Annotated in this window: 9 protein-coding genes; 3 read left to right on the top strand and 6 right to left on the bottom strand. The window is 67.4% G+C overall.

What is annotated here, in order from left to right:
- The first annotated feature begins 58 nt into the window (after nucleotides 1-58).
- The 3 genes from ACEN8G_RS14910 to ACEN8G_RS14900 are packed head-to-tail and all read left to right on the top strand — an operon-like array spanning nucleotide 59 to nucleotide 2,176.
- Complete coding sequence (locus tag ACEN8G_RS14910) at nucleotides 59-313, top strand: iron transporter (RefSeq protein ID WP_413414212.1); 255 nt, start codon at nucleotides 59-61, stop codon at nucleotides 311-313.
- On the top strand, nucleotides 310-1,881 hold the full coding sequence (locus tag ACEN8G_RS14905; protein WP_413414211.1) for a PepSY-associated TM helix domain-containing protein: 1,572 nt from the start codon (nucleotides 310-312) through the stop codon (nucleotides 1,879-1,881). The genes ACEN8G_RS14910 and ACEN8G_RS14905 overlap by 4 nt, the downstream gene beginning before the upstream one ends.
- Nucleotides 1,871-2,176, top strand: a complete 306-nt coding sequence (locus ACEN8G_RS14900; protein WP_413414210.1) for a DUF3325 family protein — start codon at nucleotides 1,871-1,873, stop codon at nucleotides 2,174-2,176. The genes ACEN8G_RS14905 and ACEN8G_RS14900 overlap by 11 nt, the downstream gene beginning before the upstream one ends.
- Nucleotides 2,177-2,195: 19 nt before the next feature.
- Here ACEN8G_RS14900 and ACEN8G_RS14895 read toward each other — a convergent pair whose 3' ends face one another.
- The 6 genes from ACEN8G_RS14895 to ACEN8G_RS14870 form a co-directional block, all read right to left on the bottom strand.
- Nucleotides 2,196-4,703 carry an EAL domain-containing protein gene (locus ACEN8G_RS14895; protein ID WP_413414209.1) on the bottom strand — a complete coding sequence of 836 codons (2,508 nt, stop codon included), beginning with the start codon at nucleotides 4,701-4,703 and terminating at the stop codon, nucleotides 2,196-2,198.
- Nucleotides 4,704-4,886: 183 nt separating this feature from the next.
- Nucleotides 4,887-5,603: a TorF family putative porin gene (locus tag ACEN8G_RS14890; protein WP_413414208.1), complete on the bottom strand. Its 717-nt coding sequence runs from the start codon at nucleotides 5,601-5,603 to the stop codon at nucleotides 4,887-4,889.
- Nucleotides 5,603-7,753 carry a putative bifunctional diguanylate cyclase/phosphodiesterase gene (locus ACEN8G_RS14885; protein WP_413740612.1) on the bottom strand — a complete coding sequence of 717 codons (2,151 nt, stop codon included), beginning with the start codon at nucleotides 7,751-7,753 and terminating at the stop codon, nucleotides 5,603-5,605. The genes ACEN8G_RS14890 and ACEN8G_RS14885 overlap by 1 nt, the downstream gene beginning before the upstream one ends.
- Before the next feature lie 196 nt (nucleotides 7,754-7,949).
- Nucleotides 7,950-10,499 carry a hypothetical protein gene (locus ACEN8G_RS14880; RefSeq protein ID WP_413414205.1) on the bottom strand — a complete coding sequence of 850 codons (2,550 nt, stop codon included), beginning with the start codon at nucleotides 10,497-10,499 and terminating at the stop codon, nucleotides 7,950-7,952.
- Between the two features lie 208 nt (nucleotides 10,500-10,707).
- A complete protein-coding gene (locus tag ACEN8G_RS14875; protein ID WP_413414204.1) occupies nucleotides 10,708-11,166 on the bottom strand; it encodes a hypothetical protein in 459 nt (152 codons plus the stop codon).
- Between the two features lie 172 nt (nucleotides 11,167-11,338).
- Nucleotides 11,339-14,632, bottom strand: a complete 3,294-nt coding sequence (locus ACEN8G_RS14870) for a TonB-dependent receptor domain-containing protein (RefSeq protein WP_413740611.1) — start codon at nucleotides 14,630-14,632, stop codon at nucleotides 11,339-11,341.
- Nucleotides 14,633-14,644 lie beyond the last annotated feature (12 nt).

Here is a 14,644-nt window from a genome sequence, read left to right as displayed (position 1 = left end):
AGACGGGAAAAAGGGGAAGGGAATGGCGAGCGCCCAGCTTGGCGGGCAGGGATGGTCGATGGCGGGGCGCTGTCTGACCGCGCTGGTCGGCGGCTATGCCGCTGCGGCGGGGCTGGCGACGCTGCTGGCCCGGCTGCTGCCGGTCGCGCGGGTCGAGGCGACTGGCTGGGGGATGATCCTTTCCTTCCTGTTCTATGGCGCATTCGGGCTATGGGCGTTCCATGAGCCACGGCTCGCGCGGGTCGCCGGCGTGATCTGGGGCACGGCCGTGATCGCCGGGGGGGCGGCCTTTCTGCTGGGAGTCCGGCCGTGAAGGGCAATGGCGTGCGCCAGTCGATGGCGTGGATCCATGGCTGGCTGGGGCTGCTCGCCGGCTGGATTCTCTTCGCGATGTTCGTCACCGGCACCGCGAGCTATTTCCGTCCCGAGATCACCCGCTGGATGCAGCCCGAGTATCGGCCGCGCCCCGTCGCCAATGCCGAAGCCGCGCGGACAGCTGTCGACTGGCTCCAGAAGAACGCGGCGCATGACGAGCAATGGACGATCTACCTTCCGAACGACCGGACGCTCGCGACCCGGGTCTTCACGCGCGCCCGGCCCAATCCCGACCCCAAGGCACCGCGCGCCCCGCGCCGGCCCGAGACGCGCCTCGATCCCGCCACCGGGGTTCCCGTCGAGGCACGCGAGACCCGCGGCGGCGAGTTCTTCTATCGTTTCCATTTCCAGCTGCAGCTGCCGCACCCCTGGGGCCGGTGGCTCGCCGGGCTGTGCGCAATGTTCATGCTCGGCGCGATCCTGTCGGGCGTGATCACCCACAAGCGCATCTTCGCCGACTTCTTCACGCTGCGCTGGAGCAAGGGGCAGCGCAGCTGGCTCGATGCGCACAATGTCTCGGCGGTGCTGGCGCTGCCCTATCATGCGATGATCACCTATACCGGGCTGATCACGCTGGTGGTGATGTACATGCCCTGGCCGATCCTGGCCAATTATGCCCAGCCTGCGGCCTTCTCCGCGAGCCTCTATGCCGATACCGCGAACCAGAAGGCCTCGGGCCGGCTGGGCCAGCTCGCCGACATGGGGCGGTTCGTCGAGGCGGCGTCGGCGGAATGGCAGGGCGCCCGCGTCTCGCGTATCATCATCGGCAATCCCGACGATGCGTCCTCCACCGTCACGCTGCTCCGCTCGAGCGATGACAGGCTCAACGCTCGCAGCGCATCGATCACCTATGCCGGCGTGTCCGGCGAGCGCCTGTCCGCGTCTCCTCCGCCGGGTCCGGCGATAGAGACTGCGGGCGTGATGCTTGGCCTGCATCTGGGCTGGTTCGCCGGGCCGCTGCTGCGCTGGGTCTGCTTCCTGCTCGGCCTGACCGGCTGCGCGATGGTTGCAACGGGCCTGGTGCTATGGGCGGTGAAGCGGCGCAAGCCGGGCGCGAAGCCCTTTTTCGGCCTGTCGCTCGTCGATCGGCTCAATATCGGTGCGATCGCGTGCCTGCCCGCGGGGATGGCCGCATTCCTGCTCGCCAACCGATTATTGCCGCCGACGCTGGCTGGCCGCGCCGACCTCGAAGTCTCCGTCATGTTCTGGACCTGGTTCGGGCTCGCCGGACTGTCGCTCCTGCGTCCGGCCCGTCGGGCCTGGATCGAGACGCTGGCGCTCAGCGCCCTGCTGTTCGCGGCGATCCCGATCGTGGATCTGGCCACTCTGGGCCGGGGAGCGTTTGACGGCTTCTTCCTCGCGTTCGACGGCACCATGGGCCTGCTTGCGGCGGTGCTCGGCTTCGCGGCCTGGCGGCTGGCCCGGCGGCCAGCCGATGCGGCCCAGCCGCGCCGGCGCGTGCCCCTTGCCGTGCCTGAGGTCCGGGAGGCCATGGATGTCGCTTGAAGTCGCCCTGTTCGGCTATGCCGGTTTCGCCAATCTCGCACGGAGCAGGGGGCGGAAGGCGCGTACGGCGCCCGCGGAGCGATCGCGCGCGCGGATCATCGGCTGGCTCCTGCTCCTGGCTTCCTTCATCGCCGCCTTGCTCCGCTTCGGCCCCTACCAGGTTGTCCCGGCGTGGCTTGCCCTGCTGTCGGTGAGCGGCGTGGTCCTCGTCCTCGTGCTTTCGCGCTGGCCGGCACGCGCCTTGGCACCGTGGATGCCGATGACCGCCGTCGCCTTGGCCCTCTGCTTCCTTTGAGGAAGGAAAGGACTGTACGCTATGGGTGTGGGACCAGGATCGCCGGACTATCGGTGAGATAGCGCAGTTCGCCGGCGGGCACCGCGGGCGAGAAGAGGAAGCCCTGGCCGAAGCGGCAGCCCGCTTCCGACAGCCAGTCGGCCTGGGCCTGGGTCTCGATGCCTTCGGCCACCACTTCGATGCCCAGATTCCTGCCAAGCGAGATCACCGCTTCCGCGATGACCGAATGCTGCGCGTCACTGCGGACGTCGGAGACGAAGCTCCGGTCGATCTTGATGATATCGACGGGGAACTGCTTGAGATGGCTGAGCGAGGCATAGCCCGTCCCGAAATCGTCGAGCGCGACCCGTATCCCCTCCCGGTTCAGCATGCGCAGCGCGGCTTCGACGCGTTCGGGGTTTCGGGCGAGGAATACGGTTTCCGTCACTTCGAGCTGCAATAGTGCGGGTGAAAGCCCGGATTGGTGGAGCAATTCGAGGATCGAATCGCCGAAATCGGCGCGCTGGAGGTCGGCGGTGGAGGCGTTGAGCGCGACATGGCCGAAGGCGATGCCCCGGTCGCGCCAGTCGCGCATCTGCGCGACGATCAGCCGGAGCATGCGCTGGGTGAGCGCGGTCGAAACTTCATGGTCGTCGAACGCCGCGGCGATGGTCGCGGGCAGATGGACCTTGCCCCTGTCGTCCACCCACCGAGCCAGCGCCTCGAACCCCGCGATCTCGCCGGTGCGCAGATCGACCTTGGGTTGATAAAAGGCCCGGACGCGATCCTCCTGCAGCGCGGTGCGCGCGATATTGGTCATCGTGACCCGCTGCTGCATCTCCTCGCGCATGTGCGGCGCGAAGACGAGCAGCTCGCCGCGGCGCAGCGCCTTGGACGAGTAGAGCGCAAGATCGGCATGCTTGAGCAGGTCGCCGGCCGTCGTGCCGTGGGCGGGGAAGAGGCTCGCCCCGATGCTGGCGCGGCAGTCGAGCTTGGCGCCGCGATGGAAGACGGGATCGCGGAGCCGCTCGAGGATGCGCTCCGAGATCGCGGTGGCTTCCTCGCGCGTGCCGACCCCCGGCAGGATCAGCGCGAACTCGTCGCCGCCCAGCCGGGCGACGGTGTCCATCGGGCGGACGGAGGCACGCAGCCGATCGGCCAGGGTCCGCAGCACGACGTCCCCGGCATCATGCCCCATGGTGTCGTTGATCTGCTTGAAATGATCGACGTCGAGCACGAACAGCGCGAGCGCCTCGCCCTCGGCGTCGGCCATGGCGAGCTGCTCGGCGAGCCGCGTGTCGAACAGCCCGCGATTGGGCAGCTGGGTCAGCGCGTCATGGCTGGCGCTCCAGCTGATCCGGTCCTGCGCCACGGTCTGCTCGTCGATGTCCTCGACCACGCCGTACCAGCGGAAGATCTCGCCATTCTCCGCATAGCGCGGCCCGGCGCGGACCCGGCACCAGCGATAGCTGCCGTCCCGCCCGCGCAGGCGATAGCGCAGGTCGACGCGCGCGCCGGTGCACAGCGAATGCCCCCATTGCGCGAGGGTGGCGTCGACATCGTCGGGATGCAGCGCCTCGACCCAGCGCTGGGGCGGCATGCCGATCAGCTCGTCCCATCGCGGCCCGGCGTCGAGGATGTTGCCCTGCGGATCCGCGGTCCACGGGATCTGCGGATTGAGCTCGACCGTGTAGCGGAAATGCTCCTCGCTCTCGCGCAGCCGGGTCAGCGTCTGCTCCTGCGCGTCGACATCCTCGCTGAGCCCGTACCAGCGCACCACCTGGCCGGCGGCATCCAGCTTCGGAAAGGCGCGCGAGCGGAGCCAGCGCACCTCGCCATTGCCGCAGAGCAGGCGCGCCTTGACGTCGAGCGGCGCGGTGGTGGCCAGCGACTGGGCGACGGCCGCGACGAACTGCGCGCGGTCCTCCTCATGGATGCTCTCCAGCCAGCCCGTCCCCAGCGCCGCCGCCTCGGGAAGGCCGGTAAGCGCGATCCAGCGCCCGCTGACGGTGAGGACATTGCCCGCCGGATCGGCGGTCCAGGGGATGTGGGGCGAAAGCTCGACCGTGTTGCGATGATGCTCCTCGCTCTGCTCGAGCGCCAGGTTGGCCAGCCGCCGTTCGGTCAGATCGAGCAGCACGCCGCGGATCGCTTCCACCCGGCCGTTCCGGCTGATCGGGCTGATCCGCGCCCAGCAATGGCGCTCGCTGCCGTCCGGGCGCACGATCCTGAATTCGCGGCCGATGCGATCATATTCCTTCAGCGCGGCGAGCAGCCGTTCCCGCACCGGCTCGCGGTCTTCGGGATGGATGCAGGCCAGCGTGTTGTCGAGCGTCGGCGTGAAGCTGCCGGGATCGCGCCCGGCGATGCGGAAGAGCTCGCGCGACCAGGCGAATTCGCGCGTCCCGACCCGCCAGCGCCAGACGCCCATCTGTGCGATGGCGAAGGCCTCTTCCAGATCCTCGGGCGAAAGGCTCAGATCGTCGCCGTCCGCGGTGCCGGAACGCGAATCCAGATGGGCGGGCGGCACCGGTACGAATTCGGCCATGTCAGACCGGTGAAGATACTCGCCCTGGCCCGGAACCCAATCATGCGTTTCCATTCGACACTCGCTGGTCGCAGTCCCCTCCAAGAACTTCGATAGAAGTAGAGCGGTTAAAAATCGCTCCACGACAATGCGTTAATCTCGGGAGAATATAAGAGCCGCGCGACGCGCACTTCGGCAGCCCAGTCAAAGACCCAGCCCCAGCGTCAATAGCAGTGCGCGTTCGGAGCGGCGCCCGCTGGCGGCGTCTGCGCGCGAAGCCCCGACATAGCTGCCCGACAGGCGGAACCGGCCGCGCGTCACCGTGACGCTCGCGCTCCAGTCGAGCTTGCCACCCCGGGCGCTGCCGTCGAACGGGCCGGACTCATAGCCTGCACGAAGACCGATGCTGAGCGGAGTGCCCGCTACCGCCTGGTCGAGCCCGGCAAAGCCATAGGCATTGCCGCGCCGCCTGCCGCTGGCGTCGAGCAGCGCGGGCTGGGGTGGGGCATAGGAGATGCCGGCCCGAAGGGCCGTGCCTCCGCGCTCCCGGCTCAGCGCGAGCGTCGCCTCGCCATAGTCGCAGTCCGGCGCGCCGGGGTAGTGATACCAGGCAAGGCCGGCGTCGATAGCCAGCCGCTGGCCAAGGGCGCGGCGATAGCCCAGCATCCCATCGAGCTCGAGCCTGGCCGATTTCTGCCCGCCCTGCGCCCAGGATCCGAAGGCGCCCACATACAGCCCGCTGCTCTCCGCCTCGATGCTCGCCTGGAGCGCCGGACGGTCGCCGGACAGGGAGACGCCCCGATAGCGATAGTCCGACACCAGGGCCGCCTCGCCGCTCGCCTCCACCTGCGCAGCGGCGCGGCCGGGCAGCGCTGCGAGCCCGGCCGCGGCGAGGAACAGGGCGGCGGGGCGCAGATCCATCAGGCGGCGCGCAGCGCGGCGTTCGCGGTCCGCAGCTTCTCGATCTCGTCCGCCGGCACGGGTTGCGAGAAGAGATAGCCCTGCATCTGGTTGCAGCCGGCCTGGGTGAGGAAACGCTGCTGTTCGCGGGTCTCCACACCCTCGGCGGTGACGGTCAGGCCGATGGCGTGGCCGAGCGTGACCACCGCATGGATTATCGCGGCGGAATCGACCGTGTGCCCGAGATGCTGGATGAAGCTGCGGTCGATCTTGATCTTGTCGACCTCGAACTTGCGCAGATAGCTCAGCGAGGAATAGCCGGTCCCGAAATCGTCGAGCGCGATCCGGAGGCCGCCGCCACGCAATCGGGAAAGCCCGGCGCGGACCAGATCGTCATCGTCGATCAGCACGCCCTCGGTCACTTCGAGTTCCAGCTGCTCGGGCCGCACGCCGGAGCAGCGGACGATATCGAGGACCCGGTCGACAAAGCCCGGCGTGCGGAACTGGACCGGGGACAAGTTGATCGCGACGAACAGGTCGGGCCAGCGCCGGGCGACCGTGCAGGCCTCGCGAAGCACCCATTCGCCCAGTGGGATGATCAGCCCCGTCTCCTCGGCGATCGGGATCACCTGGGCGGGGGGCAGTTGGCCGTGCGCGGTGGTGGTCCAGCGCATCAGCGCCTCGACCCCGACCATGGCGCCCTCGGCATCGACCAGCGGCTGGTAGTGGAGCGCCAGCCCGTCGCCGGTCGCCAGCGCGCTGCGGAGATCCTCCTCGACCGCGCCGCGCAGCTGGACGGTCGCGTCCATCGATGCGTTGAAATGGCGGTAGCAGTCCCGGCCCTCGGCCTTGGCGCTGTAGAGCGCGATATCGGCCTTGCGCAGCAGGTCGATCCGCTCCGATCCGGCAAGCGGCGCCTGGACGATCCCGATGCTGACGCCGACGAATGCCTGGTTGCCCAACACTTCGAACGGCAGGTGCACGGCGTTCAGGATGCGCTGGCACAGCCGGTCGATCGTGTCGCCCCCCGCGAGCGTCGGCAGCAGGATGGCGAATTCGTCGCCACCCAGCCGCGCGATCGTGTCCTCCTCGCGAAGCAGGCCGCTCAGCCGGCTGGCGAATTCGCGAATCAGCGCGTCGCCTGCCTGATGCCCGAAGCTGTCATTGACATGCTTGAACCGGTCGAGGTCGAGCAACAGCAAGGTGGCGCCGCCACCGCGGCGTGCGCGGGCCAGCGCATGGTCGAGCCGGTCGTTGAAGAGCGTGCGGTTGGGCAGCCCGGTCAGCGGATCGTGGAACGCCAGATGCTGCGCCTGGGCGCGGCTGGTCTCGAGCTGGAGCCGGGCCCGCAGGTTGCGCCCGAGCAGCCAGGCCAACATCGCGCCGACAAGCGCGAGGGCGAGCAGAAGGACGGTCGTCATGTGCTGCGCGACCGCCAGGCCGGGACGAAACGGATGCCAGGCGAGATAGCCGATCACCGCTCCCTGTGCGTTGCGCAGGGGAACGCTGGCGCTGGTGGCGGGCAGGGCGAGAATATGCGCGCCTTCGATACCGTAGCGCACGGCCAGTTCGCCAAGGAAGCTGCCGTCGAGATAGCGGACGCTCACATGGAGATGCTCGGAGCCGGCCGCTTGCGGGAGCTTGCCCGTCTCCGAGATGACCGGCTTCAGGCTCAGGATCGCGGGATGGCCGCGCACGATTGCGATCGTGCTGGCGCCCGGCGTCTGCTCCTGGTCGCTGGCGGGGCGCAGATCGCCGCGGCGCAGTTGCGCGCGCAGGGTGTGGATGAGCGGAACTGCGCGCGGTGCTACCTGTGCAAAGTCTGCCAGGCTGGCGCGCCGGCCATTCCGCATCGCGTAGATCGGGTGTTCCCCCGCATCGAGCAGATAGGTCTCGTCATGCTTGTAATAGCTGTGGAACCAGATGCCGAGATTCTGGTCGATCCAGCCAAGGTCGAGGGGCTTGTGCCGAACCTGGCGGACGGCATCGTCCCAATAGGTCGAGGCTTCCTGATCCTTGCGCACGGCCACCACCGCGCTCGCGACCGCCATTGTGGCAATCCGCACCTGGCGCTGCTCGGCCGCGTCATCCGAGCCCGCCGTCGCGAAGTGCAGCACCGCACCCACCATCAGCGCGAGGAGCAGCACGGCTCCGGCGCTGGGCAGGAGCACCGCCTTCACAAACAGACTTCGGGATCTCGTCGCTGGCATTTCGCCCCTTGCACTCCTTGCGAAGGGCTCCGCGCGGCCGGCCGGACCAGACGTTCCCCCTCTCTTCCCTGATAGAGGAACCGGGGAGGTAGCGGATTTGCTGTTCTATTTCTGATGCTTAACGCAGTAGATTTACGTACCGGGACGAGGCGCCCGGCTAGAAGCGCTTGCGGAGCGTGAGGCGCGCGGTCCGGCCCAGCGGGTCGATCTCGTCGTGGCTGTATCCCAGCGGAATGCTGCCGTCGGGCAAGTGTACCCGGCGATATCCGTTGAAGAGGTTCCGGATCTCCAAGGAGAGCTTGATGTCCTTCAGCCAAGCGTGACCGGTCTTTGCCAGCAGATGTTCCGGCTCGACAAAGGCCGAGAGATTGAGGGTCGACCAGGCGGAGAAGCGATAGTCGCTGCCGGGCGAGGTGCGGTTCCGCAGGCGCGCGGCGCTGCTCCAGCTTCCGTTCAGGCTGGCGCCGATGCCCCGCTTGCCGGCGCTGAGCTGCAGCGACAGCCGGTCCCGCGACTGGCCGCTGTCGTCGCCGAGCTGGTCGATCACCGGAAGCCCCGGGCGGGTGCGCAACTCGCTCTTCAGGCGCCGGCGATAGTTGAGCGAGAGCGTCCAGTTGATCGGATCGGCGGCGGCTTGCGGAGCCGGGCCGGCGCGGCGGCCCGGCAGGCGCAGCGCGACGCCCGAGCTGAAGTCGGCGCTGGTCTCGCCGACCAGGTTGATCGGGCGCGCATCGACCGAGACCAGCCGGCCCGTCGCGTCCCGGACGATGCGCTCCGGAAAGGCGGCCTCGATCGCCGGGGTCAGCTCGGGGAAGGGCGCCACGCCGCCCTTCGCGACCTGCTCCGCATAGCCGAAGTTCAGGGTCAGAATCTGGTCGGAAAGGGGGCGCAGCATCGCGGTCAGCGAACGGTTCTGGCGCGTGCCGCGGCGCAGGCTGGGATTGCCGCCAAGGATCCACACCGCGTCCACCGCTTCCTGGCGCGCATAGTCGAAGATCCGGTTGATCGTCGTCACCACCGGCGCGTCGAGCTGCTCGGGCGTCGGCGCCGCATCGACATTCTCCAGCATGCCGCGCAGCTGGACGAAGCGGGCGGGGGCCCAGGTGAAGCCTGCGCCGTAGCGCTTCTGCAGGCTGGCGCCCGAGATCGCCTGGCCCCCGGCGATCAGGTCGATCGTCAGGTCGCCCAGCGGCCCGAGCGCACCTCTGGTGCGCCTCGAAATCGGCAGGTTGAGCGACAGCTGGCCGTCGATCCGGCTCGATTGCCGGGTCATGACCAGCGTGTCGGCGGACGAGGTGCTGATCCTGCTTTCCAGCGTGTTGTGGCCGAGATTGATCGTGGCATTCGCGGTGAGCGGCCCGGCCGGCAGGTCGAGCATTTTCCCGATCGCGTTCAGCCGGGCGGAGATGCTCTCGCCCTGCGAATGGTTGCGGTCGGTCAGCAGCAGCTTGCTGCTCCACGGGCCATAGGGATTGAAGCCGGGCTCGCCGGCGTCGAGCAGGCCCTGCACCTGGGGCACGTCTATGCCACGCTCGAGAAGGCTGTCGCTCCAGTTGCGGGCATAGCTGGCGGACAGCGCCAGCTGCCAGCCCGAAACCCGGCCGGTCAGGCTCAGCGCGGCGCCCAGCATCCGGGCGCTGTTGTCGTTCCGCAGCGCGCGCGTGCCGGCCAGGGGGCGGACCAGCAGGACGTCGCCCGAGAAGGGCGACCAGGGATTGCCGGGGGGCAGCACGACCGAGGCCATCGGCAGGCCGCGCAGCGCGTTGGTCTCCGTGCTGCTCGCATTGAGGTTCAGCGATGCGGTGAATGCGCCGAGCGGATGGCTGACGCCTGCGTTGAACAGCAGCGCGCGCTTCGACGGCAGCAGCGTCTCGAACGCGTTGGGATCGACGGGGGCGGTGCGGTCGGCTGCCGCGGCGAAATCCGCGAGGCCGGGCTGCTGCCATTCCGCGCCCGACGGGATGGCGGCGCGGGTGATGGGACGGCCGGCGGCGAGGCTGAGCGCCGGGTCGATCTCCCCGCCGGCCGGGCCGGTGACCATGCCGGTTCCGTCGAAGATGCCGGGGGCGGGCGCGATGTCCCGCGCGCTCTTGTGCAGCGCGCTGTCCTGCGTGATCCGGGCGGTGGCGCTCCAGCGTGACGGCCCGTCGATCGCCACCCGCCCGGCGGACAGCTCGCCGCCATATTGGCCGCCCCGCGTTGCCGTCCAGCCGCCGGCATCGAGGTTCATGCTGGAAAAGTGCTTCTTCAGGACCAGGTTCACCACGCGCCGGTCGGAAGCATAGCCATAGCGCGCGGCGGCATCGGGCTTGAGCACCGCGATACGGTTCAGCGCCTCGGGTGGGTAGGAAAGGATCGAGCGATCGCCTTCGGCGGGGCGCCCGTTGATCAGGAGGACGGGCTCGTTACCGGCGGGATCGATGAAGGGCGTCAGGCGATCGAGCAGCCCCTGGATAGTGTCGGCGCCTTGGCCGGCGATCTCCGCCTCGCCGAACTCGGTCTCGGTCGCGACGCTGGCCTGACCATAATATTGGTTGGCGGTGACGACGATCTCATTCTCTTTGCGGACCTCGCCGTCCTTCCCTGCTTCGCTCGCGGCCGGGCTGGATTGTGGCGGCGCCTCGGCCTCGGCTTGCGCCCGGGCAGCCGGGCACCAGGCCAGGGGCAGGAGGGCGATGCCGAGAAGACCGAGCCGGGCCGCGCGCATCACCGGTGCGTCGGAGCTGCCGGGGCTCGGCTTCGATGAACGATACGCATCACGATTCCCGCCCCCGAGCGCGCGCGGGCAGACGCCATCGCGCGTGGTGCCGAAACTAGGGCCGGGCAGAGGGATACGCAAATAAAGCCCGATACGATCTCACGGCTTTTTCAGGAAATGGGCGAGCGCACGATTACCGTACGCTCGCCGCATTACTTCAGAGGGAGATGTTGCCCGAGATGGTGCAGTCACCGGTGCCGGCGCCGACTTCGGGAAGCGTGGTGCTGACGGTCAGGTTCTCGGGCGGACCGGCGGACCAGGTCGCGGTGATGTCGCCGGCGCAATCGCCCGGGGTGATCGTCGTGTCGGCATAGACGTTCTGGAAGGTCACGTTCGCGCCCGAGACGACGACGTTATACGGCGCGCCGGTGAACACCACCGTGTTGCAGAAGCCGAAAAAGCCGGTGAGGCTCGGCGTGGCGGTGATGGTGGAGCCGTTGTTCACGATCGTGACGCTCAGGTCGCACGACAGCAGCGGGCCGCTGCCCTTCTGCACCAGGACGCCGCCGCCCGAGAAGACATAGGTGCCCGGGGTGGACGCGAACGTCTGGGCATAGGCAGTTTGCGAAGCCATGAAGGCAAGCGCGGCCACGGCGGTGCTAAGAACCTTAATCATGCTCTCTCTCCTATATGTATTTCATTATGGAGTTTGCACGATGCCAAGTCGATATCTAGAGAATCGACTCGATATCGTATGACAATGATAGTTCTCAAGTGATTCAATACAATATGAATCTTGGATTAATACTATGGATTCGGTTCAATAATATTCAACTATCTGAGTTTTATTAGAATCGCTTCGACATGCTGAACCCGATGATCCGGGGATCAAGCGTGAAAATGTTTGCGCTCAGGCCGGTGTCGTCGGCGTTGGTGAAGAAATCCGTGATCGGCGCGTCGTTGAAGAGGTTCTTCACATAGATCTGGAAAGTAAGATCCGACTTCGGACGCGAGAGCGTCACGGCGGTATTCACGTTGTTCCAGCCTTTTAGCCGGTCATATTCGGTATTGTATATGCGGGCGAAGCTCTTCGACTGGCGGTAATAGTCCCCGCGAAAGGTGAGTTCCCAGTCTCTGCCATGGAGAAAGAAGGTGTATTGCGCGCCGACATTGAAGGTGAACCGCGGCGAGTTGGGCAGCTCGTTGCCGGAAAGATCGGCAGCGAAGCCGCGGCCGCCATTGGGCGCACCGCTGCCGCCCTGGGCGATGTTCAGCCCGACCGTGGCGGGATTGTAGGGCGCCGACGGGTCATAGGTGAAGCCCATCAGCGCGTAATAGGGCGTGCCGCCGGGGAAGCCCGGATTGTACGAGCCGAGCCGGTTCGATCCGGGGCAGAGTGCTGAAAGCGCGAGATTCTGGAGGGCCGCCGGCGAGCGCAGCACCCGCTCCACGAACACCCGCGGCGCGACGCAGTTCGACGGCGCCTGCAGCCAGGGGCGCAGCACCACCCAGTCCGGATTGCCCTGGGTGCGGTCCATCACGTCGATCGACTGGGAGCCGTCCTTGAGCCGGGTGCGCAGATAGCCGAGATTGGCATCCATCCGAAAGGCGCGTGACGGCCGCCACGCTGCCTCGAACTCCAGGCCCCAGCTCGTCGCGTTGAAATTCTCGTTGAACGCGATGCGATCGACGATCTGCGAGATCTGATAGTCCTTGTAGTCGTAATAGAAGGCCGTGGCGTTCAGCGTGATGCGCCCGCCGTCGAAGCCGTTCTTCGTCCCGATCTCGAAGGCGTTGAGATATTCGGGGCGAAAGGTCTGCGCCAGCGGCTGGTACTGGACGATGGCCGGGTTGATATCGACGCGCGGTGGGTTGGCGCCGCCGCCCTTGTAGCCGCGCGCGGCCGAGGCATAGATCAGCGTGCTGTCGGTGAAGCCGAGGTCGGGCTTCCAGTCGATGACCGCGCGGCCGGTGAATTCCTTCCACTGCTGCTCGATGTCGGGCAGCGCGGGATAGCCGCTGTTCACGCGCCCGCCGGTGTTCTGGCCGGGCAGTGGCGACTGGGTCCCGCCGCCGAGCAGCAGCTGGCTCGGGATCTGGGTCGAGACCTTCTTGTCCTGGGTATAGCGCAGGCCGGCGGTGAACTTCAGGTTGCTCGACAGGTTCCAGTAGAGCTCGCCGAACGCCGCGGAGGATTTGATCCGGATCCCGTTCTTACTCAGGAAATAGTTATGGCCCTGGTCGTTCAGGCTGCCGATCGGGTTGGGATCGACATAGACGCATTCCCGAGCCTCGCTGCCCAGCGGGCAGACGCTCTTGACCCGGACTCCGTTCACGATCGAAGCGCCGTAGAAGTATTCGGCAATCAACGTGAAGAGATTATTGAAGACGTAATAGTCATCCTGCGATTTGAAATCGAGGTAATTGGCGCCGATATTGAAGTTGATTGGGCCGTTGAAGTCGGACTGAAGGCGAATTTCCTGTGACCATTGCCGGTTCGCCGACCGGCTGAGATCGGCGGAGAGCAGCCGGTCCGAGCAGCCCAGCTGCGGATCGCAATATTTGCCGCCCGGCGTCGGCCCCGGAAAGGCGACCGGATCGATCGGCCGGTTGAGCGAGCTCAGCAGCGGCTGGGTGGAATCGTTGAAGATCGGCGCCGATACGAAGCGGTTATAGTCCTGCGTCGAATAGAAGCGATCGCGCGCATAGGCGGTCTGCGACACCAGCTTCAGTCCGTCCGACGGCTTGAACTCGAGGTTGAGCTGCACCAGGTCGTTCCGCGCCCGGAAGACGGGGTCATAGCTCGTCGCGATCTCGCGCAGGTTGCGCGATTGCACCACGCCCGCGAACGGGTCGCCCGGCTTGACCACGGTCACGGCACGGCGGGTGACCGGATCGTTGCCGATCGAGATCGTGTTGGGCACCAGCACATAGGACAGGGCATTGCCGTTGGGCGCGCCATAGGCGGCATCGTCATAGAGTGAGCCGGGCAGGCAACCCTGGCTCAGCCGCCCGCGGGTGAGCGGATCGGTCACCGCCACGCCACCCACCGAGGTCGGCCCCGGATCGGGCGTGCAGAGCTGCTTGCCGGTCCGCGCCCGGTCGTCATTCTCCTCGAAATGCTGCCAGATCAGGTTGGCGCGGAACCGGTCGCTCGGCTTCCACTGGACGATCGCGCGCGTCGACCACAGGTTGCGGCCATTGACGTCGCGCCCGGTGAAGCTGTTGTAGTCGAAGCCCTCGCGGCTGGTCCACGCGCCCGCGACGCGGATGCCCAGCGTATCGCCGATCGGCACGTTGACCATGCCCTGCGCCCGCATCGAGCCGAAATTGCCGCCCTCCAGCTTCAGCTCGGCGGCAAGGTCCTCGTCGGGCAGCGCCGGCAGCACGTTGACCACGCCGGCGGTGGCGTTGCGGCCATAGAGCGTGCCCTGGGGTCCGCGCAGCACCTCGACGCGCTGGAGGTCGAAGAATTCGGATTCGAACAGCCGGTTGCGCACCAGCGGGGTATTGTTGAAGCTTACCGCGACCGCCGGGTCGCTCGAGGCGGAGACCGCCTTCGTCCCGATCCCGCGGATCGAGAAATTGTACATGCTGAAATTGCTCTTCGAGAAGGTGACGTTCGGCACCGCGCGCAGCAGTTCGGAACCGCCCTCGATCTTCTTGTCGTTCAGCGCTTCGGCGGAGAATGCCGAAACGGCGATCGGCACGTTGCGGATCGATTCCTCGCGCTTCTGCGCGGTGACGATGATCTCGGTCGGCGCATCATCCTGCGCGGCTGGCCTGCCGGTGTTGCTCTGGCCGGCCGCCGGGGCGGGAGTGGGCAGGGGCGCGGTGCTCGAGGTGGTGGCGACGGCCCCGGCCGCGGGAACGACGACATAGGTCTTGGCGCCCGTCTGGCGTGCGACCAGCCCGGTGCCCTGGAGCAGCGAACGGAGCGCCTGGTCGATCCCCATCTCGCCGCGCACCGGCGCGGTGCGCTTGCCCCTGGTATATTTGCGGGCGGCGATGATCTGGATGTCGGCCTGATGGCCGAGCGCGACGATCCCGGTTTCCGCCGCCTGTGCCGATACGTCGAAGCTGCGCTTCTGCGCCGAAGCCGGCGGCGCCACCATCACGAAAACGCACGCGGTCGCCCCCAACAAGGCGGCCCG

It is taken from the genome of Sphingomonas sp. Sphisp66 (genome assembly GCF_047324325.1).
Lineage (GTDB): Bacteria > Pseudomonadota > Alphaproteobacteria > Sphingomonadales > Sphingomonadaceae > Sphingomonas.
The sequence above is the reverse complement of the archived record's forward strand: the minus strand, read 5'-3'. Positions and strand labels throughout refer to the sequence as shown.